Below are 24,075 nucleotides of genomic sequence, written 5' to 3' on the forward strand. Positions count from 1 at the left end.
TCGTTACTGATAACGAGACTTTAGCAAAATGAGAACGTTTCAAAAGACGCTCCGCCCATAATAACTACTATAAAATAAATCGCCTGATTTTAGCATACTTGCCATTTATTAGCACATATAGACCAGCGGCAAGTTGTGACTAAAGATGACATGGTTCGTATCGTCTATTAACCAACAAAAAACTAAATATAATCCAGGGCTTGGTCAGTAGATAATCAATACAAAATATATGACTGAGTACTGCGTCTGCTCATTTGTTCTGTTATAATTTGTAGTGCAATAACAAAGACTACCTGCGTATAAATGACTGCATGACGATTTCACACCATACCCTTCTATGTGATTGAAACCATTTGCATTATCTTTTAGACTCACCGCACTTTGGTTAACCAACCTGCCCTCTTATTTTTCTTTTATTGACTCACTGACCGTTTGGGCTCTGATCTTCTATGAATAAACCGATAACTCCCAATACCGAACAGGTCAACAGTACCTTTACCAATCGTATTATCATCTTTGGGATTATAATATTGATTGGTTTGGGCGGTTTGATAACACGTTATGGGTATTTGCAAGTCTACGCTCATGATCAGTACACAACACAAGCCGATAACAACCGTATCAAACTGATATCTGCGCCGCCTAGTCGTGGGTATATCTATGATCGTAACGGAGTAATATTGGCAGACAATCAGCCTGTATTTACAGCGATGCTCAGCCCTGATGAGGTGGAAAATCCTGAGCGTACACTGCATCTGCTCGCGCCGATTTTTGATTTAACCGATACAGATATTACTGATATCTTGGCGCGTCTAAGTAAAAATAAAAATGACCCTGTGACGATTAAGATTGATTTAACAGAAGCACAGTTGGCTCAATTTAGTGAGCGTAAGCCATTCTTCCGCGGGGTCTCTATTCAGAGCAAGCTTACGCGCTCTTATCCTTATGATGAGCTGTTTGCTCATGTCATCGGCTATGTCGGACGTATCAATGACAAAGAGTCAAAGCGTATTGATAAAGACCGTTACGCTGGTACTGACTTGATTGGTAAGATTGGTATCGAAGACTACTACGAAGATATTTTGCTTGGGCAACCGGGTTATCAATCGGTAGAGACAGACGCACATGGGAATATCTTACGTCAATTGGATACCAAGCCGCCGATAGCGGGTAACGATATTACATTGAGCTTGGATTATGGTTTGCAAACCATCGCCCAGCAGCAACTTGATGGACGCCGCGGTGCAATCGTTGCTATAGACCCAAAAAACGGTGACGTCTTAGCATTTGTTAGTAATCCAAGCTACGACCCTAACCCTTTTATATCAGGTATTTCTTTCAAAGACTACGACGATCTGCGTGAAGATTTGGATCAACCACTGTATAACCGTGCGCTACAAGGTACCTACCCACCTGGCTCTACTATCAAACCGTTCGAAGGTTTGGGCGGTATTCATTATGGTCTACGCGATTGGAACAGCACTATCTACGACCCTGGTTATTTTAGCTTACCTGGTGATACGCATCGATTCCGCGACTGGAAACGTGGCGGTCATGGCACGGTAGATCTGAAAAAATCCATCGCGATGTCGGTCGATACTTATTATTATAAGTTGGCTTATGAAATGGGTATACAGCGTCTGCACGACTGGATGGTACGCTTTGGTTTTGGTGAAGATACTGGTATTGATTTGCCTAATGAAAAATCAGGCATCATGCCATCACCAAAGTGGAAAAAAGACACTTACGATAAAGATTGGCTACCGGGCGAAACCATCTCGGTCAGTATTGGACAAGGGTATTTCTTGGCAACACCATTACAGATTGCCAACGCTACAGCCATGACAGCCAGTAAAGGTCAGCACATTACTCCGCATTTATTAAAGAGCAGTGACGGTGCCGCGGACGTCAAAATTATCACTAAGCCAGATGGTAAAATCGACTATAACGGTAAGCCGTCTGACTGGTTGCGTATGCATGATGCGATGGAAAGCGTGGTAGAAAATGGTACAGGACGCGGTATCTATACCCCGCGCTATCGTATCGCTGGTAAAACAGGTACTGCACAGGTGAAATCTATTGCGCAGGGCAAACGCTACGATAAGTCAGCAATAGATAAGCGCCACTGGGATCATGCTTGGTTTAATGGTTTTGCGCCAGTAGAAGACCCGCAGATTGCCCTTGCGGTATTGGTCGAAAATGGCGGCGGTGGTAGTGCTGTTGCAGCGCCTATTGGCCGTGCTCTATTTGACTACTGGATGCTACAACGCAAAACTGATCCGATATTGCCGCCGTCCGCTGATGAGCTAAAAGTCATTAAACGCCAAAAGGCTTTTGAAAAAGCGATGCGTGATGCCATTCGTGATAAAGAAGCAAAAGCATTGGAAGAGAAAGAAGCCGCGGAAGCTGAAGCGGCAGCAGCAACGTCTGAGTAACTAGACGTTTAAGCAGTTAATAGTATAAAAAGTAAAACCTAGTGAAATAAGACTTAGTAAAGTAAAACCTAGCATAGAATTGGTAAGCGAGACACAATAATGAAAAAAGCCTCAAATGGACGCGCACCAAAGAATAACCGTAAGACGAAAAGTGCGGCAGCGGGTGATGTGCGCATTATCGGTGGTCAGTTTAAGCGCCGTATTGTAAGTTTCATTGATGCAGATGGCCTGCGCCCGACCCCAGATCGCTTGCGGGAGACTTTATTTAACTGGCTACTCGCTGACATTCATGACGCCCATGTACTCGATAGCTGCGCTGGCAGTGGCGTACTAGGATTTGAAGCACTATCTCGCGGTGCGGCCCACACAACATTTATCGAAATCAATCCAGCACAAAGTAACATGCTACGTCAGAGTGCTGAGCAATTACGTCTTGAAGCTGCTGCTTACCAAATCATCACTGGCACTGCTAAGCAAGTATTACGTCAAGAGCAACTGACTGCACGCCTTTTTGACATTGTATTTATCGATCCACCTTATGCTCAGGATTTATGGCAGCCTATTTTGACTGCGCTTATTACCAATGCCTTAATCAATACTGAAACACTAATTTATTTAGAAGCTGATAAAGATTTGTCAGCACAGCTTAAGCAATTGGAAGCGTCGCTAAATGAGAATTTAGCCTCTCAATCGAGCGTTACTCAGCAACCAATCACTTTTGAATGCTTGAAACAAACCAAAGTCGGACAAGTTGTCGCTGGACTTTATCGTCTATCATCGTCATAATTGTCGGGTTAATGAAAGCCGTTAACGTATTTTACAAATGTTTAGAACCGCTAAAAACTGGCCGACGCTGCAGTTTAATGTATATAAGGCGAAAATAAACCCCAATGCAGCTTGCAAGCGTAGGCGCTACTGCTTATAATGTGCAGTCTGTTTTTTGAGAGCCCCGTTCCCAGCTAAACTCTCAACGAATTCTAATTTTAAGGTTTTATCATGAAAACACTTAGTGCAAAACCAGCTGAAGTGACCCATGACTGGTATGTCGTAGATGCTGACGGCAAAACCCTTGGTCGCTTAGCCACTCAAATCGCAACTCGCTTACGTGGCAAGCACAAGCCTTCTTTTACTCCGCACGTTGATACTGGTGACTTTATTGTTGTCATCAATGCTGACAAAATCACGGTAACGGGTAAAAAAGCACAAGACAAAAAGTACTATCGTCACAGTGGCTACCCAGGTGGTATTAAAGAAACCAACTTCAATAAGTTGCTTGCACATAAGCCTGAAGATGTTCTACACAAAGCAGTTAAGGGTATGCTTCCAAAGGGCCCTCTTGGCTATGCGATGATCAAGAAGCTGAAACTTTATGCGGGTACTGATCATCCACATACTGCACAGCAACCTAAAGAACTAGACATCTAAGGATATACTTATGGAACGCAATTACGGAACTGGTCGCCGCAAGACGTCTACTGCTCGTGTATTTTTATCAAAAGGTACTGGTAGTATCGTTGTTAACGGTAAGCCACTTGACGAATACTTCAGCCGTGAAACTTCACGCATGGTTGTACGTCAGCCATTAGAACTACTAGACTCTGTTAACGCATATGACTTATATGTAACTGTTGCAGGCGGTGGTATTAGTGGTCAAGCTGGCGCAATCCGCCACGGCATCACACGTGCATTAATCGAAGCTGACGAAACTTTGAAGCCTGCCCTAAAAGCAGCTGGTTTTGTTACTCGTGATTCACGTCAAGTTGAACGTAAGAAACTGGGTCTACGTAAAGCACGTAAACGTCCACAGTTCTCAAAACGTTAATCAAAACTATCTCTTATATTTTTGCTGCTGTTGTCTTTTTCTCAGAGCTTCAGTAGCAAAGTTAAATAAGAGTCTGGTTTTGCAAAACCTTATAAGCTGGTCACAGCTTATAAGGTTTTTTTATGCCTACTGATAGCGTGTTGATTATCCGATTGTCTTCATCAAACCAGCTTTGTTTTACGGCAATAACTAACATGAGTGCCTTGTTTCAACGCTGCAAAGTAGAGCGTCTGTAGAAATTCTAACTTGCAAAGCATTAAACGCTACCCCATCATATCAGTAACTTTTTATTATTTGCCATGATGCCTCAAACCGTGCTGCAGAAGGATATTATGAAAGCGCCAGAACAATTTGACCCTAGCAAACCATCTGCCAATAGCAGCGTGCCGCCTAGCATGAAACAGTCGGCTAAGTCGCCTGCGATACCTGCTGGCACACCGACAATTACCCAAAATCATAAGCGTACAGCGCAAGCAGATAACAAGCCATTTCAGTGGCAGTTTTTATCACCAAAGAATTGGGGCATTTGGTTATTATTCTTAATAATGCTACCAATGATATATCTGCCACTACGTTGGCAGTTTTGGCTAGGTCGTAAGCTTGGTATATTGATTTATAAAGCTGCTGGCTCGCGTAGACGCGATACGCTAATCAATCTGAAGCTGGCATTTCCAGAAAAGCCCGAAGCTGAACGTGAACTAATGGCCAAGCAAGTATTTGTCAATCAAGGCATTGGTGTGTTTGAAACGTTATGCGCTTGGTTCAGGCCAAATATATTTACTAGAACTGTTTCCATTTCAGGGCTACAGCATATTGTTAATGCGCAAAATGAGCAGCGACCAGTTATCCTGCTCGGTGCACATTATACGATGCTAGATTTGGGTGGACTATTATGTGCGCAGTTTTTCCCAGTAGATTGTATGTATCGTACGCAAAACAACCCTTTGCTGGACTGGATTATCTATAATGGTCGTACCAATATATTTGGTAAGCAAATCTCTAGTCGTGATATGCGAAGCTTAGTTACTTCTATCAAAGCAGGACACGTCATTTGGTACTCTCCTGACCAAGACTATGGCCTTAAGCAAGGGGTCATGGCACCATTTTTCGGTGTGCCCGCCGCGACTATCACTGCATCGCGTCGCATGGCAAAACTGGGTAGCAAAGCAAAGCCACCAGCTGTCATGGCATTGCATACTTATCGGCAAACGCCTGACAACTTGCCGCGTGGTAAACGTCCCCATTATCATTTAACAATTACGCCAGAATTAGACAACTATCCAAGTAAAGATGAAGTCGCTGATGCCACTCGGGTCAATGAAGTTTTAGAAGGGCTCATTCGTATTGATCCTACGCAGTGGATGTGGTTCCATCGTCGTTTTAAACATGGGCCAAACGGTCGTACTGATATCTATAAGTAAGCCTTTATTCCCAAAAATACTGGTGAAGTTTGCTATACTTTGCGGCTAATATTTTGCATTTTAGCTATGCACTGATAATAATTTTATAAACAAAATAACGGATTTTCCATGAGCAATAACAGTACTCCTGACAATCAAACTTCTGATACTTCAACCGAAGCTAAGCGCATCTTGACTGGTATCAAACCAACTGGTATTCCACATTTAGGTAACTATGTTGGCGCGATTCGTCCAGCGATTGAGTCTATTCAGAACAGTGATCATGAAGCGTTTTTCTTTTTGGCAGACTACCATGGCATTATCGGTTGTTATGACCCTGCTATCATTCATGAGTCGACGAGAGCCATTGCCGCTACGTGGATTGCTTGTGGTCTAGACCCAGAGCGCGTCACGTTCTATCGTCAGTCAGACGTGCCTGAGATTCCAGAACTTGCTTGGATTTTGAACTGTTCATGTGCCAAAGGTTTGATGAACCGCGCCCATGCCTATAAAGCAGCCGTTGATATCAATACAGAAAAAGCCGATGTCGATCCTGATCAAGGTGTCACCATGGGTCTATTCGGTTATCCCGTGCTAATGGCGGCTGATATTTTGATGTTTAATGCGACCCACGTGCCTGTTGGTCGTGACCAAGTGCAGCATATCGAGATGGCGCGTGATATCGCAGGTACTTTTAATCATCGTTATAAGTCGCTTTTCACGCTACCGTCAGCAGTCGTTGATAACGATATACCGCTGCTTACTGGGCTTGATGGCCGCAAGATGAGTAAGAGCTATAGCAATACGATTCCCCTATTTGGTGAGCCAAATCCACAAGTTAGTCCTGAAAAACAAATGCATAAAGCCATCATGAAAATTGTGACTAACTCACAGCTACCTGATGAGCCAAAAGATCCTGATGATTCAGCTATCTTTGAGATTTATAAAGCATTTGCGACCCCTGAAGAGATTGCTGATATGCGTGCGCGTTATGCCGCTGGTATTGGCTGGGGTGACGCTAAGCAAGCTCTGTTTGATAAGATTAATGACGAAATCGCGCCATTCCGTGCACGTTATGAAGAGCTGATGGCCAATCCAAAAGAGCTAGAAGAAATCTTGCAGATGGGTGCGGATAAAGCCCGTCGCCATAGTCGTAAGCAACTAGACAAAGCTCGCCGTGCTATCGGTATCCGTCCGCTTGCTAAGCTTAAATAATCGTTGCTGGAATAGTCGTTTTACTGGCGCAATTTATTATCAAAGCGGGTGCTAAACGTGCAAACTGAACCAAACACCAAACAGGCGGCTTTGTCTAAAGCCGCCTTATCTGCTATGGCTGATTCAACTTCTGAGCCTATGGACAATCAGAATGAGCCTGATGAATCAGTCAACCATGATATGTCGCTACGTATCTATCAAACGCCTGTGCAGCATTTGCCAGACGATCTTTATGTCCCACCGCAAGCATTTGCTATTTGGTTAGAGCAGTTTGCTGGTCCATTGGATTTTCTATTGTATTTGGTCAAAAAGAACAACGTCGATTTGACCCAAATGCCTATTCTGCCTATCACTGAGCAGTACTTAGCTTATATCGGTGAATTGGATACCGAGCACTTTGAATTAGCGGGTGATTATCTTCTTATGGCATCAACGCTCATCGCCATCAAAACCGAACTGCTATTGCCTGCCCCTGATACCCCAACCGACGAGCGTGATCCAAAAGCAGAACTGATCGAACGCCTCGAAGAGTACGCGCAAATCAAGGTAGTCAGTCAGCGCTTAGACAATCTAGTACGTCTAGAGCGCGATGTGTTTTTGGCAATGGTTAGTATGCCTGATCAAGACGTTATGAATGCGGAACTGCCAAGCTACTCACCTAACTTGCTGATTGATAGTTTATTTAAAATGCAGCTACAGCCTGACTATCAAATGCATACGATCAAAGTTGATGCAGTACCACTTGCCGATCGTATTGCCAGTATTAGCAGGCAATTAAGTACAGATGGGGCGCACTCCTTTTATGAGCTACTAGACAAGGCACAAGGTAAAATAGGCGTGGTCGTGAGTTTTGTCGCCGTACTTGAGCTTATAAAGCGGCAGTTAGTTGGTGTGGTCAATATTGAGACAGATAGCGGTATCGTCAACTCTGTTTCCAATAATTCTGATCAGACTAATATGAATAATGAATCCACAAATCTCACATTACAGTGGCTAGCCTAGTAGGCTCTAAGATTGTCTCCTAGCCCATTCTCTATCAAAATCACAATATTGAAATAAGAGCATACTTTAGATGGTAGATATTGAAGACCCAAAGCAACATGACGAGACCCAAGAACCAATAACTATGACTACATCTCCACCAGCTGACGCGCAGCATGATTCTTTGGAAGAGATGAGTAAACGTATCGAAGTGCTGCTGCATGCCTCAGAGGCACCGCTGACCGCTCACGCATTAAAAAAACATTTGTCATTATCTACTAAAGAATTAAAGCAAACCTTAGAAGTGCTGCAACAACGCTTAGATATAGGTGTGCTTAAGCTACATGAGACCGCCAGCGGTTATCGCTTACAGATATCTGATGACTATAGCAGTTTAATCCAGCGTACTTTCCCGCAGCGTCAAGAACGCCTGAGCCAAGCTTTACTTGAAACCCTAAGTGTCATTGCATACAAGCAACCTGTGACACGCAGTGATATCGAGCATGTACGCGGAGTAACATTATCGAGCAATATACTGCGCCAGTTATTTGATAAAGGATGGATTGTGGAGAAAGGCTTTAAAGATACTTTAGGTCGTCCTGCGTTGCTTCATACTACTGCGCAGTTTTTAGATGCGTTTGGATTAAGCCATTTAGATGAACTACCACCTATGCCAGATATGGAAACCATACGAGCTATGTCTTAAGTTTTCTGCTGAACAAACTATAGTTACTCACATAAAAAAGGACAGACCTCATAGGATCTGTCCTTTTTATTATGTTGCTAATTTTGAACTGATATCAAAACCTAGCAATATCTATGTTAATTACTGATTAATCACATCAACACCCTTTGATGGTGTAAATTTAAACTGACTGCTACCGATACTTGGGTTCATTTTGATACCGCTAAACTTGATAGAAGTTGTTTGACCCAAGGTATCATTCAATACCATCATGACAGGTTTGCCACCACTAAAGCTTATTGAAAGACTTTTGAAACTTGCGCTGTCTGACTTAGGATAGAGCACATAGTAGTTCTTGTTGTCATATGGCTGAGTGATTTTAAAGTTTTGATCAATCTTGCTTGGATCACCTGACAGTAGTAACGCTGGTGTATTACCTACTTGACTGTCAACATTCTGCTTAGTCGCTTGCTCTAAATCCTTGTCATAAACCCACATAGAGTTCCCATTAGCAACGATAAGCTGCTCTGATGGTGACTTGGTTTCCCAGCGGAAGTTATTTGGACGTTGAACACTCATAGAGCCTGTAAACGTACCACTACTCGCGCCTTTAGTTGTTTGACTAAAATTGGCTGTCATACTCTTGGTATTGGTCAGCAATTTGTTCAAACGTTTAGCAGCTGTTAGGTTGTCAGCAGGAGCTGCTGTAGCCGTTTGAGTCAATGCCATCATTGGCGCTGCGACACCTAGCGATGTCATTAATACACCTGCTAAAGCCCCACTCATCATTTTTTGTTTGGTTGATTTTTTCGTAGATAAGTTCATCATAAATCCTCTCTAAAAAAGCATAATCGCTTTAAAGTTGTCGCTAAAAATAAAATATTCTATTGAAATTTTTGTTTTCTATAAATACTGATTTTACCAAGCTAAAGCTGGTAACTATCAGCAATGGCAACAGTGTGCCAGTTTTTTTATTACGCGCCTAGTCATGATTTGCAATCTTTACTACGGCTGCCATACACGCTTGTAACCAATACAGTTACACGGTAAAAGTTTGCATTTATAATTATTAGCTACAGTAATTATGCTAATAGTGGCTTTAAAGATATCGCTTAGAATTATTATTAATTTATATCACCTTACAAGCGTAAAAAGCCCTTACTACCATAAGGCAGTAAGGGCTTTTTTAATTATCTGATCATTTTATTCAACGAATAAAACGATCTAAATAGATAATTATGCGTTTTCAACCGTAACATAACGACGGTTAAATTTACCTTTGGTCGCAAACTTTACAACACCGTCATTCAGTGCAAATAAAGTATGGTCACGACCCATGCCAACGCCTTCGCCTGCGTGGAATTCTGTACCACGTTGACGAACGATGATGTTACCAGCTGTGATAGCTTGGCCACCAAAGATTTTTACGCCTAGCATTTTTGGGTTTGAATCACGACCGTTACGGCTCGAACCGGCAGCTTTTTTATGTGCCATGAGAAAATCTCCTTGTTAATTTGACTTATCGCTGATGCGATAACTCTTAAGCATTTAGTGCGCTATTTAGCAATAATTGCTAAATGGATAATTAGGCATTAATCGCTTTGATTTTTAACAAGGTGTACCATTGGCGGTGACCTTGTTCTTTGTGATAATGCTTACGACGGTTGTGCTTGATGATACGGATTTTTTCGCCGCGACCATGCTCAACAACTTCAACTTCTACGCTAGCGCCGTCAACAACAGGCTGACCGATTTTGACGTTATCGCCGTCAACAACCATCAACACGTCTTCAAATTTGATTGTTTCGCCTTTTTCTGCTTTTAGTAGTTCAACTTTAAGCAATTCATCGACGACTACACGGTGCTGTTTACCACCAGTTTTGATTACTGCGTACATTGTATGACTCCGTTTAACCCGTGTGCCGTGGCTGATGTTATACCAACGCTTTTACGACGAACACGACAGGGAAAAATTAAAGGCAAGATTTTACGTCTTTTTGCTCATAAAAGCAAGCCGCGCCTCTTGTTTTTGCAAGGTGGTTACACTAATGACCATCTCTCATTTTGCTATAACTGCTGCTCATCAAAGAAAGTCGATAAACGACAATGCGAATATAAACATGAGAAATAGTAATGATAAGTGATAGATTAAGCCCAACAGCGGCCATTATAACGCATATAATCAGTTGCTTACAGTCTTTTATCAATCGCTTTTGCTTAAGCAGCCATTGTTGATAATGCCCCATAAAACTATTTATAATTCTTTTTTGTTTTTATCATTTTTATTTGGTATTTAATAGAGAGATACAGGCAGTTTTAGAGTCGATACTCTGCGTCATGTCTTACTTTATTCAACAATTGAGACGCCTAGCTATGCTATTATAAGCCAGACAATAACCCTAGGTAGGTAGCTATCCTAGCTATAGATTAGGGCTATTACCCACCCTTTTATTTTCATTAATATGACTATTTATTATGACCAGTACCCTTTTAGATAACATCTCTCCTACTTCTCAATCTACGCTGACCTATGCTGATATCCAAAATATCGTGGCGGATGATTTTGAAATTATGGACAAGCAAGTATTCGGTAGTCTGAACTCAAAAGTCCAATTGGTGATGAGCGTCTCACAGCATGTGATTAATGCAGGTGGTAAGCGGATGCGCCCGTTGATTACCTTGTTATGTGCGCGCATGCTCAATGATGCACCATCACAGCAGGCCATGCATTTGGCAGCCATTACTGAGATGCTGCATACGGCAACTTTAGTGCATGACGATGTGATTGATGAGTCAGGGCAGCGCCGTGGTAAGCCAACGGCGAATGCCACTTGGGACAATGCCACAGCAGTACTGGTCGGTGACTATCTGATTGCCCGCGCCTTTAACTTGTTGGTTGGTTTTCAAAGCTTGCCACTACTGCAGGTATTCTCAGACGGGACTTGTGATATTGCCGAAGGTGAAGTATTGCAGCTGCAACATCAGCATAACCCTGCCGCGACTGAAACCGATTATCTCAATATTATCGATGGCAAAACCTCTCGTCTGTTTATGATGGCGACCCAAGGCGCAGCTATCTTGCAAGACAAAACAGAATATATGACCGCGCTGGGCGATTTTGGTCAGCACTTCGGTAATGCCTTCCAGATTATCGACGATGTACTCGATTACAGCGGTGATAGTGAGCTAATGGGTAAAAACTTGGGTGATGATTTAGCCGAAGGCAAACCGACCCTACCGACTATTAAAGCGCTTGAATTATTAAAAGACAGTGATAAAGCAGGCTATGAGCAATTACGTGTCGCTGTACAAACGGGCAAAACACCCAATGCAGAGCAGCTTATCGAATTGGTACGCACCTCTGGCTCATTAGACTATTGTAAGCTGCGCGCTTTGGAAGAAACGAAGCTGGCACAACAAGCGCTAAGTACCTTGCCTGACAATCGTTATCGCCAAGGGCTGCACCAATTAACAGAGCTTGCCAGCGCACGTTTATTATAGTCTGACTGCTAACATTTACGCTGTGCCCATATCTGTGTCTATAAAAGTCGTCTTCGATACAGGTTTTGGCTCATTTATTTAATGGTCACATTTAACGGTTGCTAAAATAAAGGTTTTGGTTGCACATGGGATTTTTGAGGTCAAACAGGTAGGAATAACCGTCTCATATGACTTTTATAACAAAAGTTAACATTTTTTGTCATCGAAGCCTCTAGATGACTTTTTTGGTTATTCGTTGGTGTGTCGCTTGTAACCACGGCACTTAGCGCAAGATTCACAACTAAAGTCGCTGTTTTTTTTGGCAAACCCTATTCTAAAGTACTTGACTATGGGGTAACCCCATTAGTTTATAATAACTGATTAAATTTACTAATCAACTTTATGGTTTGCCTACATCTATGACGCTAAAAATCTTGCCTCATTATTGCGCATACAACCTTAGCGACCGAATATTTTGGTCATAATCCGCTACTAAAATTGGTGCTATTAAAACTGATTTTATTAACAATGCGATGAGCAAAATATGCCGAGGCACATAGCCTCAAGACTACCCATATATTTACTCTTTAAAGAATTTAATACGTTAAGATTTATTTATAAACTTTTTATACTGTCATTATTTATTTTATATTGCCGAGGACATTGATGAAGCACTCTTATCTTGCGCTTGTAATAGCATCTGTACTATCTGGAGCTGTACTGGTTGGCTGTGACAAAAACGAGGACGCCGCTGGCGCTGATGCCGCTGCACAGCAGCAGATGCCGCCTGCCGTCGTCAACGTCCAAACTGTCACTTTCGATACGGTACCTCAAGTACAAACATTTTCTGGACGTACAGCGGCTTATCAAACCGCTGACGTTCGTCCACAGGTCAACGGCGTCATTGACGAAGTACTGTTCCGTGAGGGCGGTAATGTCAAAAAAGACCAACCGATGTATCGTATCAATACGGACAACTACGCTACCTCTATTACTAGTGGAGAAGCAGCGGTCGCTCAAGCACAAGCCAATTATCAGACAGCACTGGCTAATAATGCCAATGCCAAAGCTGAATTAGGCAGTCGCCAAGCGTCATTAGCTCAAGCGGTTAATGACTTCCAGCGCCTACAAGGGCTTGTGGAGATTGATGCTATCTCGAAGCAACAATACGATCAAGCACAAACGCAAGTCCGTACTGCACAAGCTGCATTAGATAGTGCACGAGCGACTGTCGGTCAAACGCAAGCAGGTATCGAAAGCGCAAAAGCGGGCATTCAAACCGCGAAAGCAGGTTTAGAGTCCAGTACTCTTGATCTGAATCGCACCATCGTACGGGCACCAATCTCAGGGCGCACAGAGCGCTCAAATGTGACGGCTGGTACTTTGGTTAGTGCCAGTCAAGCCAATCCGTTGGTGACTATCTCGCGCTTAGATCCTATCTATGTCGACATCAGTCAGTCTTCGTCTGAGCTGTTAAAATTGCGCCAGCAAATATCGGAAGGCAAAGCGCAGCCCGGTATGAACTCGGTTGAATTGGTACTAGAGGATGGCTCGGTCTATCCGGTACGCGGTAAGCTTGCGCTATCTGAAGCAAAAGTGGATGAGTCAACTGGCGCGGTTACCTTACGTGCCATCTTCCCAAACAGCAACAACATCTTGCTGCCAGGTATGTATGTGACTGCCCGCTTGACCCAAAGTGTCATTACCAATGCGGCATTAGTCCCGCAAAGCGCAGTGACACGTACACCTAAGAGTGAGACGCAAGTCTATATCGTCGATGAAAACAACAAAATCCAAGTACGTCCAGTTACTATTAATGGTACTTACAACGGACAGTGGGTTGTCACTGACGGTCTAAAAGCAGGTGATAAAGTGGTGGTGATTGGCGGCTCAAAAGTCAAACCTGAACAAGAGGTAGTCGCTAAGCCACTCGAAAACGCCAATCCAGCACCATCTGCAAAAGGACAAGGCGCGCCAAACGCCAAAACGCCTCAGCAAGCTGCAAAAACGGTGGATAAGCCAGCTGGTAACGAAACTTCTGCTAAGAAACCTACAGAAATCGCTGCTAACTAATTCCATTCAAAGATAGGAAGACTTAGGGATATACTATGTCACGTTTTTTTATTAATCGCCCTATTTTTGCATGGGTTATGGCTATTTTGGTCATGCTCATCGGGGTGATATCGGTTATTAATCTACCGATCGAACAGTATCCACGTATTGCACCGCCGACTATTTCGGTCAGTGCAAGCTATCCTGGTGCTAATGCACAAACCGTAGAAAACTCAGTAGTACAGATCATTGAGCAGCGTATGAAAGGCCTCGATGGTCTGATGTATATGTCGTCATCGAGCTCGTCAAATGGTAGTGCTTCAGTGACGCTTACCTTTGAAAACGGCACAGATCCTGACACAGCTCAAGTACAAGTACAGAACAAACTGCAAGCAGCGATGAGCTCCTTGCCTGAGTCTGTTCAGCGTCAAGGTGTCAACGTCAATAAATCGTCTAGCAGCTTTTTGATGGTGCAAGCATTTATTTCTGAAGATGGCACCATGGATCGGGCAGATATTGCCGATTATATTAACTCTAATGTCGTCGATTCGATCAGTCGTGTAGAGGGTGTGGGTGAAGTTCAGGTCTTTGGTTCTACTTATGCGATGCGTGTTTGGTTAGACCCATCACGCCTACGTAGCTACAACATGATACCTTCAGATGTCGTCAATGCGATACGAGCACAGAATGCTCAGGTATCTGCTGGTCAATTGGGTCAAGCACCTGCCGACACAGACAAACAAGTTATCAACGCCACTGTTACTGTACAAAGCTATCTTCAAACGCCTGAAGAATTTAAAAACATTCTACTAAAAACAGATACCTCAGGCGCACAAGTGCGCTTAGGCGATGTGGCAGATGTCGAGATTGGCAGTGAAAACTATAGCGTTGTCTCTCTCTACAATGGTCAAGAAGCAGCCGGTTTAGGTATTTCACTCGCTGGTGGCGCAAACGCCCTTGAGACTCGTGAAGCCGTCGGCGCACGTATGGCTGAGCTGGAAAAAAACTTCCCAATTGGTCTAGCCTCAGTCGTTCCGTATGACACCACACCATTTGTACGCTTGTCTATCGAACAAGTCGTTATGACCCTCATTGAAGCGATTGTGTTGGTATTTATCGTTATGTTCATTTTCTTACAGAACTGGCGTGCCACCATTATCCCGACCCTTGCCGTACCTGTCGTACTCTTGGGTACCTTTGCAGTGTTGTATATTGCAGGCTTTAGTATCAACGTCTTGACCATGTTTGCCATGGTATTGTCCATCGGTCTGTTGGTCGATGATGCGATCGTCGTCGTAGAGAACGTCGAGCGAATACTAGAAGAAGATCCTCACATCTCTATCAAAGATGCAACTATCCAGTCGATGGGTGAAATCAGTAAAATCGTTATTGGTATTGCGCTTATCTTGTCTGCAGTATTCGTACCGATGGCCTTCTTTGGTGGCTCAACAGGTGTGATTTATCGTCAGTTCTCTATTACGCTGATTACCAGCATGGTGCTCTCTGCCATGGTCGCGCTTGTATTTACCCCTGCCCTATGTGTGACATTGCTGAAACGTGGCAAAAGTCATGAAAAAGGCAGTACCGAAAAGCAAAAAGGCTTCTTCGGTTGGTTCAACCGCGGCTTCTTCAAACTTAGCCGTTCGTACGAAAACTTTGTCGGCAAAAGTATTCGTTTTAAATGGTTATACATGATTGGCTACGCAGCCATTATCGGTATCATGGCGGTCGTATTCTTACGTATTCCAGGCTCGTTTTTACCAGAAGAAGATCAAGGCATTATGTTTACCTTGGTTCAGCTTCCGGCTGGCTCTACGTTAGATGAGACGCAAGACGTATTGGATAAAGTTAGAAACTATTACGATACCCAAGAAACTGATAATATCGCTTCGGTCTTTACCATTGCAGGCTTTAGTTTTGCAGGTCAAGGTCAGAATATGGGTCTAGCGTTTGTGCGCTTATCAGACTGGGAGGAACGCTCGGGCGATGAAAATACCGCTCAGGCTGTCGCTGGTCGAGCGATGGGGTACTTCTTTACTCAGATAAATGAAGCTCAAGTATTTGCCATTGTACCGCCAGCCATTACTGAGCTTGGTAATGCCAGTGGTTTTGATTTGATGCTACAAGACAGTGGCAACCTCGGGCACGACGGATTACTTGAAGCCCGTAACATGCTCTTAGGGATGGCAGCACAGAACGATCAAGTCGCTGGTGTACGTCCAAACGGTCAAGAAGACTCACCGCAGCTCAAGGTCAATATCAACCAAGAGCAAGCAGCCGCTTATGGTCTATCATTGAGTAATATCAATAGCGTCATCTCGACTGCATGGGGCTCAAGCTACGTCAACGACTTTATCGATCGTGGCCGTATCAAACGTGTCTATGTACAAGGTGAAGCCAGCAGCCGTACCAACCCTGATGACATTGGTAAGTGGTATGTACGAAACGAGACGAATGATATGATTTCATTTGATGCCTTTTCGACCAGTGAATGGCAGTCAGGCTCACCGCGTCTGACCCGCTATAACAGCTTACCATCAATGAATATCCAAGGTAGTGCAGCCCCAGGTTTGAGTACTGGTGAAGCCATGAGCTCAATGGAAGCCATGATAGACAAATTACCTGAAGGCATCAGTTACGAGTGGACGGGTATGTCATTGGAAGAGCAAAAATCAGGTGCCCAGGCGCCGATGCTTTACGCGCTTTCAATCTTAGTCGTATTCTTGTGCTTGGCGGCACTATATGAGAGCTGGTCTATCCCCTTCTCTGTCCTATTGGTTATTCCACTTGGGGTATTGGGTGCGGTGATATTTACGTGGTTACGAGGCTTCGCCAACGATATCTACTTGCAAGTAGGTCTACTGACGGTGGTTGGTCTATCGGCTAAAAACGCCATCTTGATTATCGAGTTTGCTAAAGACCATCAAGAGGAAGGCTATAGTCTAAAAGATGCGGTCATGACGGCGGCACGCCAACGTCTGCGTCCAATTATCATGACCTCACTTGCCTTTGGTCTGGGTGTTGTGCCATTATTCTTGGCGAGCGGCCCAGGTTCAGGCAGTCAAAACGCCATCGGTACCAGTGTGGTTGGCGGTGTCGTAACGGCAACCTTGTTAGGCATCTTCTTTATCCCGATGTTCTACATTTGGGTACGCAGTGCGTTCCCGTACAAATATGCCAACAACAAGCCAAATGATAAAGGCGATGGCGGCGATGACAATGGTACGCCTGGTCCGCAGAACCCAACTCCCTCTGAGAGTTATCAGCCTGCAAGCTTTGGAGATAATACACAATGAGTTCACAACCTTTTACTACTAACTCAGCAGCGGTAGTCACAACTACTGCTCATGTGCGCCCAATGTCAGGCGAACAGGCAGCGCTGGTTGCTAGATTTGCGAGCCCAACTATTGCACGAGTGCGCAGAAATAGTGTTCGCTTAATCAGCTTAACGGCTTTAGCGATGAGCATGGCGGCTTGTAATACCATTCCAAAAGCCGATAGCCGTCCTGTACTTGCCGAGCCTAACATCCCTATCGAACAAAGCTACGGTGCCTTTGATAAGGAAACGGCCAGTAACGCAGCCCAGCCTAGTATTGCGGGACAACGCTGGCAGAACTTCTATAGCGATGAGCGCCTAAAAGGGCTAATTGCATTAGGATTAGAGAACAATAAAGACTTTGAGAGCGCACGCCTAGCTATCGAAAAAGCACGAGCGCAATATCAAATCACCGATATTAACGATCTGCCGACCATCAATGGTAGTGGTGGTTACACGCGCCAAGCACAGAACAGAACGGACAAAAACCCCAATAGTAGTTATAACGTCAACCTAGGGTTGGCCAACTATGAGCTGGATTTTTGGGGTAAGATTGCTAGTCTAAAAGACCAAGCTTTGCAAAATTTCTTGGCGACCACCGCAGCCAAAGATTCGACGCAGATCAGTCTGATCAGTAACATTGCCCAAAGCTATGCCAATCTAAGCTATAGCTTAGCGCAGCTTAAGTTGGCAGAAGCCACGGTTGAGAGTCGTGAACGATCGTTATTCATTGCGACCAAACGGTTTGAGGCAGGGATTGATCCTAGACTGCCTTCGTTGCAAGCCAGTGCTTCTTTAGAGAATGCTAAACTTGCCGTATTGCGGGCGCAGAGCAGTATCTTGACCTCGCGTAATGCCCTGCAATATTTGATTGGTGCGCCGATTCCTAACGAGCTGATTCCAACGCCTGCCGTTAGCAATATAACTAGCCAGAAAATCTTTAATGCTGGCCTACCAAGTGAGTTGTTGCGCTATCGTCCTGACGTCCTGCAAGCGGAATACAACCTAAAAGCCGCTGGTGCCAATATAGAAGTGGCACGTGCCTCTTACTTCCCCTCTATTAGCCTAGCGAGTAGTATTGGTGTCAGTAGCGGTAGCTTAGATGACTTATTCAAGAGCGGCGCTGTCGGCTGGTCATTCGGCCCAAGTATTAGTGTCCCAATCTTTGATGCAGGTCGTTTAGATGCAGAATATGATGTGGCCAGAATTGAACGTGAGCAAACGCTTGCCAACTATGAAGGTTCTATTCAAACGGCATTCCGTGAAGTCTCGGATGTACTAGCGACACGCGCCACCTTGGGTGAGCAGCTAGAAGCACAGTATCGTCTACAAGATAACTTTGAGCAGACTTATCAAATTGCCGATGCACGCTTTAAAGCCGGTATCTCAAACTATCTAGATGTACTCGATGCCCAGCGTTCGCTATTCTCGACCCAACAAGGCATCCTAGATTTAGAGCTACAGAAAATCGTTAGCCAGATTGAGTTGTACCAAGCGCTTGGTGGCGGTGCGAACCTTGATGTACCGTCTGTCATTCCTGTACCGCAGCACACCAACTTGGCACAGATTGTCACTGGAACTGCTACTAGTGCAAAAACCAAAGCGACAAATGCCATCAAAGCAGCTGGTTCAGCGCGTGTGACTACGCCACAAGAAGCTGTCGCCATTAAGCAGTCGCAAGCGGTAGAAACGACTACTTTCAAACCGACTGCTATCGTCGATGTGAATGAAGATGGTAAGAAGGATGCCGCTGTCGGTGTGGTCACTGAAGAGACTCGCTTCAATAACAATAGTGTTGAGCAAGTTCCTGTGACCCAGATTGTTGAGCCTTAAATGACCCAACCTTAATCTGATGACGCAGCTCTATCATCATATTGACAGTCGATACGTACTATCAGCCCTACCGACTTAACGTGGTGGGGATTTTTGCTTTTATTGACGTCTTTTGGTTATAGTAGGCTCACTTTATGTAAGCTCTCTTTATATGAGGTCGCTTTATATACAGCCACTTATAAAGCACAGATTTTGATAAGCTGATTCTATAAAATACCGCTTATAGCGATATTATTTTAACCATGTAACATGATAACTATTAAAACAATCATAAGGAATTATTATGAGCTATACCTTTAACCGTCAATACCCTGCTACTCGCTTACGTCGTCTGCGCTACAATGACAATGTACGCTCAATGATTCGTGAAGTAGAGCTGCATCCTAAGCACTTTATTGCCCCTGTCTTTGTCTTAGAAGGCGAAAACCAACGCGAAACCATCGCTAGTATGCCGGGTGTTGAACGCTTATCGATTGATTTGCTAATTAACTATGCCAAAGAACTGTTAGCAGAAGGTGTCACAACCATCGACCTTTTCCCTGTGATCGATAACGCTTTGAAAACACCAGACGGTAGCGCCGCTTATGACGAAAATGCCCTGACTGCACGTACGATAAAAGCAGTTAAGGACGCTGTGCCAGAAATGGTCGTCATGACTGATGTAGCGCTAGACCCTTATACCTCACATGGTCAAGATGGTCTGCTTGATGACAGCGGTTACGTCATCAATGATGCAACTATCGAAGTACTGGTCAAGCAAGCGCTGGTACATGCGCGTGCCGGTGCAGATATCATCTCTCCTAGTGACATGATGGACGGCCGTATCAAGGCCATGCGTGATGCGTTTGAAGCAGAAGGTTTTGTGAATACGGCTATCATGGCTTACTCAGCCAAATATGCTTCTGCTTACTACGGCCCATTCCGTGATGCCGTCGGCAGTGCTGGCAACTTAAAAGGTGGCCATAAGAAACAGTATCAGATGGACTTTGGTAACCGTGCTGAGGCGTTACATGAAGTGGCTATGGATATCAACGAAGGCGCAGATATGGTCATGATCAAACCAGGTCAGCCTTATCTTGATTTGATTCGTGAAGTCAAAGACACCTTTGGCGTACCAACCTTTGCGTATCAAGTATCTGGCGAATATGCCATGCATATGGCAGCCATTCAGAATGGCTGGTTGAGTGATGCAGTGATTTTAGAGTCGCTGATTGGTTTCCGCCGTGCTGGCGCTGATGGTATCTTGACCTACTTTGCTCTAGAAGCGGCCCGCCAGCTAAACAATGCCTAATAGTAGTTAAACTACCTTTTATAATGTAAAAGCCCCAGCTGACTATTAGTAGCTGGGGCTTTTTTATGCGGTTACTCTATTAAAATAAAACTATAGACGTGCACGATCATGTGGCTCATTAAAATCAATCACTGGGCCAGCAGGGACAATACATGTGGGATTAATATTGGCATGACTGGTGTAATAATGCTGCTTGATATGATTCATATTTACTGTCTCTGAGATACCAGGTACCTGATATAAATCACGCAGATAGCCCCAAAGATTTGGATAGTCAACGATACGACGCAGATTGCATTTAAAGTGCCCAACATAAACAGCATCAAAACGAACCAACGTCGTAAATAGTCGCCAATCTGCTTCAGTTATGGTGCTACCTGTTAGATAACGCTGATGTGCTAAGCGCGTCTCAAGTGTATCTAATGCCGCAAATAGCTCAATCACAGCCTCTTCGTAAGCCTCTTGTGTGGTAGAGAATCCTGTCTTATACACGCCATTGTTGATAGTTGAATAGACGAAGGTATTTATATCATCAATTTCTTGTAACAACTCTGCTGGCACAAAATCACCTGCTAGCGCCCCAACCTCATCAAAGGCAGAGTTAAACATCCGAATGATTTCAGATGATTCATTACTCACGATCGTGTTTGTTTTTTTATCCCACAAGATAGGTACGGTGACACGGCCTGTATAGTCTGGCTTGGCCTTGGTATACAGCTCATAGGCATAGTCTGCATTGATAACTGGATCAGCAACGACGCCTGCACCTTCTGCAAACGTCCAACCATACTCACCCATATATGGATGTACTACAGATAGCGGAATGATGTCTTCTAAGCCTTTAAGCTTGCGGTAGATAAGGGTACGGTGTGCCCAAGGACAGGCTAGCGACACGTATAGATGATAGCGGTCAGGCTCGGCTTTAAAGCCCTCAATACCTGTAGGCCCTGCGCTACCATCTACCGTTACCCAGTTTCTAAAACCAGCATCTTCACGCTGAAAGCGGCCGCCACTCTCTTTTGTCTCATACCACTTGTCTTGCCACTGCCCGTCTACCAAGAGACCCATGTTATTCTCCAACTGTTTTTAATATTTGTTTAACGCTTAGTCAACATGACTGACTTGAAGTCATTATTATCATGATGATTACATCGCTTAGAAAGATATCATATCAGTTATAAAGGTTTAATCATTAACGTTACCCTGTTTATTAACAATAAAAACTAAACCTATTAAATTCAGTATTTAGTAAATATACACAAGAATATATCTAAATAACTAATATAAGCCTGAATAGCAGATATTATGATAATAAAAGAGGTTTATGCTAAAAAAGACTTGCAAAGTCTGGGAAACTTGCTAAAATGCTCAACCTAAATAGGCGTATAGCTCAGTTGGTTAGAGCGCTACCTTGACATGGTAGAGGTCGTTGGTTCGAATCCGATTACGCCTACCAGATTCGAAAAGCCCCAATCTTAAGATTGGGGCTTTTTTTGTCTGTAATATATGGGCTGTAGCGAAAAATACTTTCTTATATCACCTCATAGTCATGATTATGCAATCAGATTTAAATCATTCAAAAAAGTGATGGTGACCAAATGGTGACCGACCCTTAAAAACCATTAAAATTAAAACCCTCTTTTTGACCTCTACTTTAAACTGTAAGCTAAAACCTATTTCTGAGTATTTTTCTCTTTATCCTCTTTTACATATTCAAAAATATCCCCCACCTCTACTTCTAAATACTCACAAAGCTTATCTATAGTATCAAAATCAATTCTAGATGATTGATCGTTATATATCTTATGTAATGTCGTCTTGCTTACCCCTGTTGCTCGTACGGCATCCGCTACTTTTAGCCTTCTTTCAGCTAGTAAAGTTGGGAGATGGTTAACTATCATCTTACAAACTCCAATTGTCGTAGAATAAATACCCTCTACTACCTTGCTTTTCTACTTGAAACACTTGCGAACACTGAATTCGAGTCCAAAATTCAATATCGCTCTTTAACATGTAAGGCAAAATAAGGTGATTAAATATTTTATAGTAGCCAATATTAGCTTTATGAACACTTAGCTCTTTTTGCTTTATATCGTTTAGGTAAGTCTTTTTCATAAATAGTGAAATCCAATCATACTTATTGAAATCTTATATAATTTAATCTACTGTTATCTACAGAAATTGCAAGTAATTATTGTAAAATAATAAGTAATTTCAGTCACTTATACCAAAATATACCAGGATATAGCAAAATATACCTATTTCATCTAAGCTGAGTTTCTACGCTGCATACTTTAAGAAGAAATGATAACCATCCTGCCATTAGAGTCGTAGCTCTTATATCAAATTATTTTTTAGAAGCAACTGATTTGAGAGAGTTGTATTATAAATAATAATGTCTATAAAACTAAATTACGATAATTTTTGTCTTCTAAACCATCTCGGCAGTTGTACATTGGTCGAATTTGTTAGCCCATTTAATAGAGCAACGAGCAAAATCAAAAAAACACCTATATATTGAACACCTGATAACATTTGATGCAGGAGCAACACTGCCAAAAATATTGCGGTCAAAGGTTCAAAGATAGTAAATACTGACGCGCGTGTGGCTGGTAGTTTTTCTAATGCTTTCATATATAATGCAAAAGGTGCAATCGTACCCACCAAAGATAAGCCCAGTACATATATCCAGCTAATAACGGGAAGCTGTATCAGCTTATAATAAGTTGTATACGTGGTAGGAATGAACAATAATACAATGCCACTGAACAAAATTGACGTAAAAAAGACAAGCGGTGCAGAGTGTTTATGATGCATGGCGCGTTTACCAAGCACACCATACAAAGAGTAACAAACGCCAGAGAGCAGCCCAACGGCAATACCCAACTTCCCTTCAGTAGTGCCACCCATCGTAGTCATACCAACGCCAATCACTGCTACAACTGCTAATAATGCAGCTTTATAAGTAATTCGCTCATCTAATAATAGGTGCGAGAATATCAAGCTAAAGACCGGCGCCGTATAGAGTAATGCGACTGCCGTGCCTGCACCCACATGAAGCACTGCAAATAAGTAGCAAACCGTCATACCCAGTACGCCAATTAGGGATTGTAGACCAAGCCCAAACCATTGACCGAGTGTTAGCCTACTTAATGGTTTCCAGATCTTAGGCAACATCGCTATAGCAATAATAGCTGCCGTTATGATACGCAATATCGTAATTTGCCAACTACTAAAACCTAATTGACTAAGATAAGTCGAAAATATACCAAGTGTGCCCCAACATATGGCCGCCATGACAATTTGTATGGTGCCAATCCATGGCTTGACATCAACCGCTATAGGTCTGATTTTCAATACTTCCACGACTAGTCACCTCTATTATTGAACATAAAATGTTCGTAATATCATTGAGTAAATATAAAACTGGTACAAAATAACTGAGTGTTAATCAGCATTAGCTTATCTATACAACTCATACTTGCCAGCCTTACTGAATACGTCAACCGCTGAATTTATGACTATCAGTCAATAAACTCAGCGGTTAACTTAGGCTCTGTTAAGT

The 24,075-nt window shown here is 43.3% G+C and carries 19 protein-coding genes and 1 tRNA gene; 14 read left to right on the top strand and 6 right to left on the bottom strand.

Annotated features, from left to right (window positions below; genetic code table 11):
* Window positions 1-449 precede the first annotated feature (449 nt).
* The 8 genes from mrdA (at window position 450) to scpB (ending at window position 8,559) form a co-directional block, all read left to right on the top strand.
* Window positions 450-2,435, top strand: coding sequence for a penicillin-binding protein 2 (mrdA, locus tag ACQKCG_RS00745; RefSeq protein WP_101206366.1), 1,986 nt, complete (start codon window positions 450-452; stop codon window positions 2,433-2,435).
* Between the two features lie 99 nt (window positions 2,436-2,534).
* Window positions 2,535-3,221 carry a 16S rRNA (guanine(966)-N(2))-methyltransferase RsmD gene (rsmD, locus tag ACQKCG_RS00750; RefSeq protein ID WP_101206365.1) on the top strand — a complete coding sequence of 229 codons (687 nt, stop codon included), beginning with the start codon at window positions 2,535-2,537 and terminating at the stop codon, window positions 3,219-3,221.
* A 210-nt stretch (window positions 3,222-3,431) separates the two neighbouring features.
* The gene (gene rplM, locus ACQKCG_RS00755) at window positions 3,432-3,860 is read left to right on the top strand and encodes a 50S ribosomal protein L13 (protein ID WP_057761004.1); all 429 of its coding nucleotides are present in this window, start codon (window positions 3,432-3,434) and stop codon (window positions 3,858-3,860) included.
* A gap of 10 nt (window positions 3,861-3,870) precedes the next feature.
* On the top strand, window positions 3,871-4,257 hold the full coding sequence (gene rpsI, locus ACQKCG_RS00760; protein WP_101206364.1) for a 30S ribosomal protein S9: 387 nt from the start codon (window positions 3,871-3,873) through the stop codon (window positions 4,255-4,257).
* Between the two features lie 332 nt (window positions 4,258-4,589).
* Complete coding sequence (locus tag ACQKCG_RS00765; protein WP_101206363.1) at window positions 4,590-5,678, top strand: lipid A biosynthesis acyltransferase; 1,089 nt, start codon at window positions 4,590-4,592, stop codon at window positions 5,676-5,678.
* A 108-nt stretch (window positions 5,679-5,786) separates the two neighbouring features.
* Window positions 5,787-6,872: a tryptophan--tRNA ligase gene (locus ACQKCG_RS00770; protein ID WP_101206362.1), complete on the top strand. Its 1,086-nt coding sequence runs from the start codon at window positions 5,787-5,789 to the stop codon at window positions 6,870-6,872.
* 138 nt (window positions 6,873-7,010) lie between these two features.
* Complete coding sequence (locus tag ACQKCG_RS00775) at window positions 7,011-7,874, top strand: segregation and condensation protein A (RefSeq protein WP_101206460.1); 864 nt, start codon at window positions 7,011-7,013, stop codon at window positions 7,872-7,874.
* Between the two features lie 124 nt (window positions 7,875-7,998).
* Window positions 7,999-8,559, top strand: coding sequence for an SMC-Scp complex subunit ScpB (gene scpB, locus ACQKCG_RS00780; RefSeq protein ID WP_101206459.1), 561 nt, complete (start codon window positions 7,999-8,001; stop codon window positions 8,557-8,559).
* A gap of 120 nt (window positions 8,560-8,679) precedes the next feature.
* On the opposite strand, the gene lolA is transcribed toward scpB, so the two are convergent.
* The 3 genes from lolA to rplU form a co-directional block, all read right to left on the bottom strand.
* Window positions 8,680-9,366: an outer membrane lipoprotein chaperone LolA gene (gene lolA / locus ACQKCG_RS00785; RefSeq protein ID WP_404944624.1), complete on the bottom strand. Its 687-nt coding sequence runs from the start codon at window positions 9,364-9,366 to the stop codon at window positions 8,680-8,682.
* A 408-nt stretch (window positions 9,367-9,774) separates the two neighbouring features.
* Window positions 9,775-10,032, bottom strand: a complete 258-nt coding sequence (gene rpmA, locus ACQKCG_RS00790; RefSeq protein WP_021813611.1) for a 50S ribosomal protein L27 — start codon at window positions 10,030-10,032, stop codon at window positions 9,775-9,777.
* Window positions 10,033-10,123: 91 nt separating this feature from the next.
* Window positions 10,124-10,435, bottom strand: a complete 312-nt coding sequence (rplU, locus tag ACQKCG_RS00795) for a 50S ribosomal protein L21 (RefSeq protein WP_057761012.1) — start codon at window positions 10,433-10,435, stop codon at window positions 10,124-10,126.
* A 578-nt stretch (window positions 10,436-11,013) separates the two neighbouring features.
* On the opposite strand from rplU, the gene ACQKCG_RS00800 reads away from it, so the two are divergent.
* From ACQKCG_RS00800 to hemB, 5 genes are all read left to right on the top strand, one after another.
* Window positions 11,014-12,039: a polyprenyl synthetase family protein gene (locus ACQKCG_RS00800; protein WP_101206360.1), complete on the top strand. Its 1,026-nt coding sequence runs from the start codon at window positions 11,014-11,016 to the stop codon at window positions 12,037-12,039.
* A 645-nt stretch (window positions 12,040-12,684) separates the two neighbouring features.
* The gene (locus ACQKCG_RS00805; protein WP_101206359.1) at window positions 12,685-14,091 is read left to right on the top strand and encodes an efflux RND transporter periplasmic adaptor subunit; all 1,407 of its coding nucleotides are present in this window, start codon (window positions 12,685-12,687) and stop codon (window positions 14,089-14,091) included.
* A gap of 35 nt (window positions 14,092-14,126) precedes the next feature.
* Window positions 14,127-17,366: an efflux RND transporter permease subunit gene (locus ACQKCG_RS00810; RefSeq protein WP_101206358.1), complete on the top strand. Its 3,240-nt coding sequence runs from the start codon at window positions 14,127-14,129 to the stop codon at window positions 17,364-17,366.
* Window positions 17,363-19,219: an efflux transporter outer membrane subunit gene (locus ACQKCG_RS00815; RefSeq protein WP_101206357.1), complete on the top strand. Its 1,857-nt coding sequence runs from the start codon at window positions 17,363-17,365 to the stop codon at window positions 19,217-19,219. The genes ACQKCG_RS00810 and ACQKCG_RS00815 overlap by 4 nt, the downstream gene beginning before the upstream one ends.
* 283 nt (window positions 19,220-19,502) lie before the next feature.
* Entirely contained in the window at window positions 19,503-20,510 is a 1,008-nt protein-coding gene (gene hemB / locus ACQKCG_RS00820; protein WP_101206356.1) for a porphobilinogen synthase, read from the top strand.
* Between the two features lie 90 nt (window positions 20,511-20,600).
* Here hemB and ACQKCG_RS00825 read toward each other — a convergent pair whose 3' ends face one another.
* On the bottom strand, window positions 20,601-21,578 hold the full coding sequence (locus ACQKCG_RS00825; RefSeq protein WP_101206355.1) for a glutathione S-transferase family protein: 978 nt from the start codon (window positions 21,576-21,578) through the stop codon (window positions 20,601-20,603).
* A 311-nt stretch (window positions 21,579-21,889) separates the two neighbouring features.
* Between ACQKCG_RS00825 and ACQKCG_RS00830 the strand changes: the two genes are divergently transcribed.
* Window positions 21,890-21,966: transfer RNA gene (locus ACQKCG_RS00830), tRNA-Val, on the top strand.
* A 217-nt stretch (window positions 21,967-22,183) separates the two neighbouring features.
* On the opposite strand, the gene ACQKCG_RS00835 is transcribed toward ACQKCG_RS00830, so the two are convergent.
* Both ACQKCG_RS00835 and ACQKCG_RS00840 read right to left on the bottom strand, forming a co-directional pair.
* Entirely contained in the window at window positions 22,184-22,411 is a 228-nt protein-coding gene (locus ACQKCG_RS00835) for a helix-turn-helix domain-containing protein (RefSeq protein ID WP_075107579.1), read from the bottom strand.
* 511 nt (window positions 22,412-22,922) lie between these two features.
* Complete coding sequence (locus tag ACQKCG_RS00840) at window positions 22,923-23,876, bottom strand: DMT family transporter (protein WP_227522988.1); 954 nt, start codon at window positions 23,874-23,876, stop codon at window positions 22,923-22,925.
* Window positions 23,877-24,075 lie beyond the last annotated feature (199 nt).

This window comes from Psychrobacter sp. NPDC078929 (assembly GCF_050267985.1).
In the GTDB taxonomy this organism is placed as follows: Bacteria; Pseudomonadota; Gammaproteobacteria; order Pseudomonadales; family Moraxellaceae; genus Psychrobacter.

Bases quoted from the DNA above. Each gene is read 5' to 3' on its own strand.
- rpmA (WP_021813611.1), bottom strand. From the start codon at position 10,032: ATGGCACATAAAAAAGCTGCCGGTTCGAGCCGTAACGGTCGTGATTCA.
- ACQKCG_RS00810 (WP_101206358.1), top strand. From the start codon at position 14,127: ATGTCACGTTTTTTTATTAATCGCCCTATTTTTGCATGGGTTATGGCT.
- lolA (WP_404944624.1), bottom strand. From the start codon at position 9,366: ATGATGAACTTATCTACGAAAAAATCAACCAAACAAAAAATGATGAGT.
- ACQKCG_RS00835 (WP_075107579.1), bottom strand. From the start codon at position 22,411: ATGATAGTTAACCATCTCCCAACTTTACTAGCTGAAAGAAGGCTAAAA.
- ACQKCG_RS00805 (WP_101206359.1), top strand. From the start codon at position 12,685: ATGAAGCACTCTTATCTTGCGCTTGTAATAGCATCTGTACTATCTGGA.
- ACQKCG_RS00765 (WP_101206363.1), top strand. From the start codon at position 4,590: ATGAAAGCGCCAGAACAATTTGACCCTAGCAAACCATCTGCCAATAGC.
- mrdA (WP_101206366.1), top strand. From the start codon at position 450: ATGAATAAACCGATAACTCCCAATACCGAACAGGTCAACAGTACCTTT.
- ACQKCG_RS00815 (WP_101206357.1), top strand. From the start codon at position 17,363: ATGAGTTCACAACCTTTTACTACTAACTCAGCAGCGGTAGTCACAACT.
- rsmD (WP_101206365.1), top strand. From the start codon at position 2,535: ATGAAAAAAGCCTCAAATGGACGCGCACCAAAGAATAACCGTAAGACG.
- rplM (WP_057761004.1), top strand. From the start codon at position 3,432: ATGAAAACACTTAGTGCAAAACCAGCTGAAGTGACCCATGACTGGTAT.
- ACQKCG_RS00800 (WP_101206360.1), top strand. From the start codon at position 11,014: ATGACCAGTACCCTTTTAGATAACATCTCTCCTACTTCTCAATCTACG.
- rpsI (WP_101206364.1), top strand. From the start codon at position 3,871: ATGGAACGCAATTACGGAACTGGTCGCCGCAAGACGTCTACTGCTCGT.
- scpB (WP_101206459.1), top strand. From the start codon at position 7,999: ATGACTACATCTCCACCAGCTGACGCGCAGCATGATTCTTTGGAAGAG.
- ACQKCG_RS00825 (WP_101206355.1), bottom strand. From the start codon at position 21,578: ATGGGTCTCTTGGTAGACGGGCAGTGGCAAGACAAGTGGTATGAGACA.
- rplU (WP_057761012.1), bottom strand. From the start codon at position 10,435: ATGTACGCAGTAATCAAAACTGGTGGTAAACAGCACCGTGTAGTCGTC.
- hemB (WP_101206356.1), top strand. From the start codon at position 19,503: ATGAGCTATACCTTTAACCGTCAATACCCTGCTACTCGCTTACGTCGT.
- ACQKCG_RS00775 (WP_101206460.1), top strand. From the start codon at position 7,011: ATGGACAATCAGAATGAGCCTGATGAATCAGTCAACCATGATATGTCG.
- ACQKCG_RS00770 (WP_101206362.1), top strand. From the start codon at position 5,787: ATGAGCAATAACAGTACTCCTGACAATCAAACTTCTGATACTTCAACC.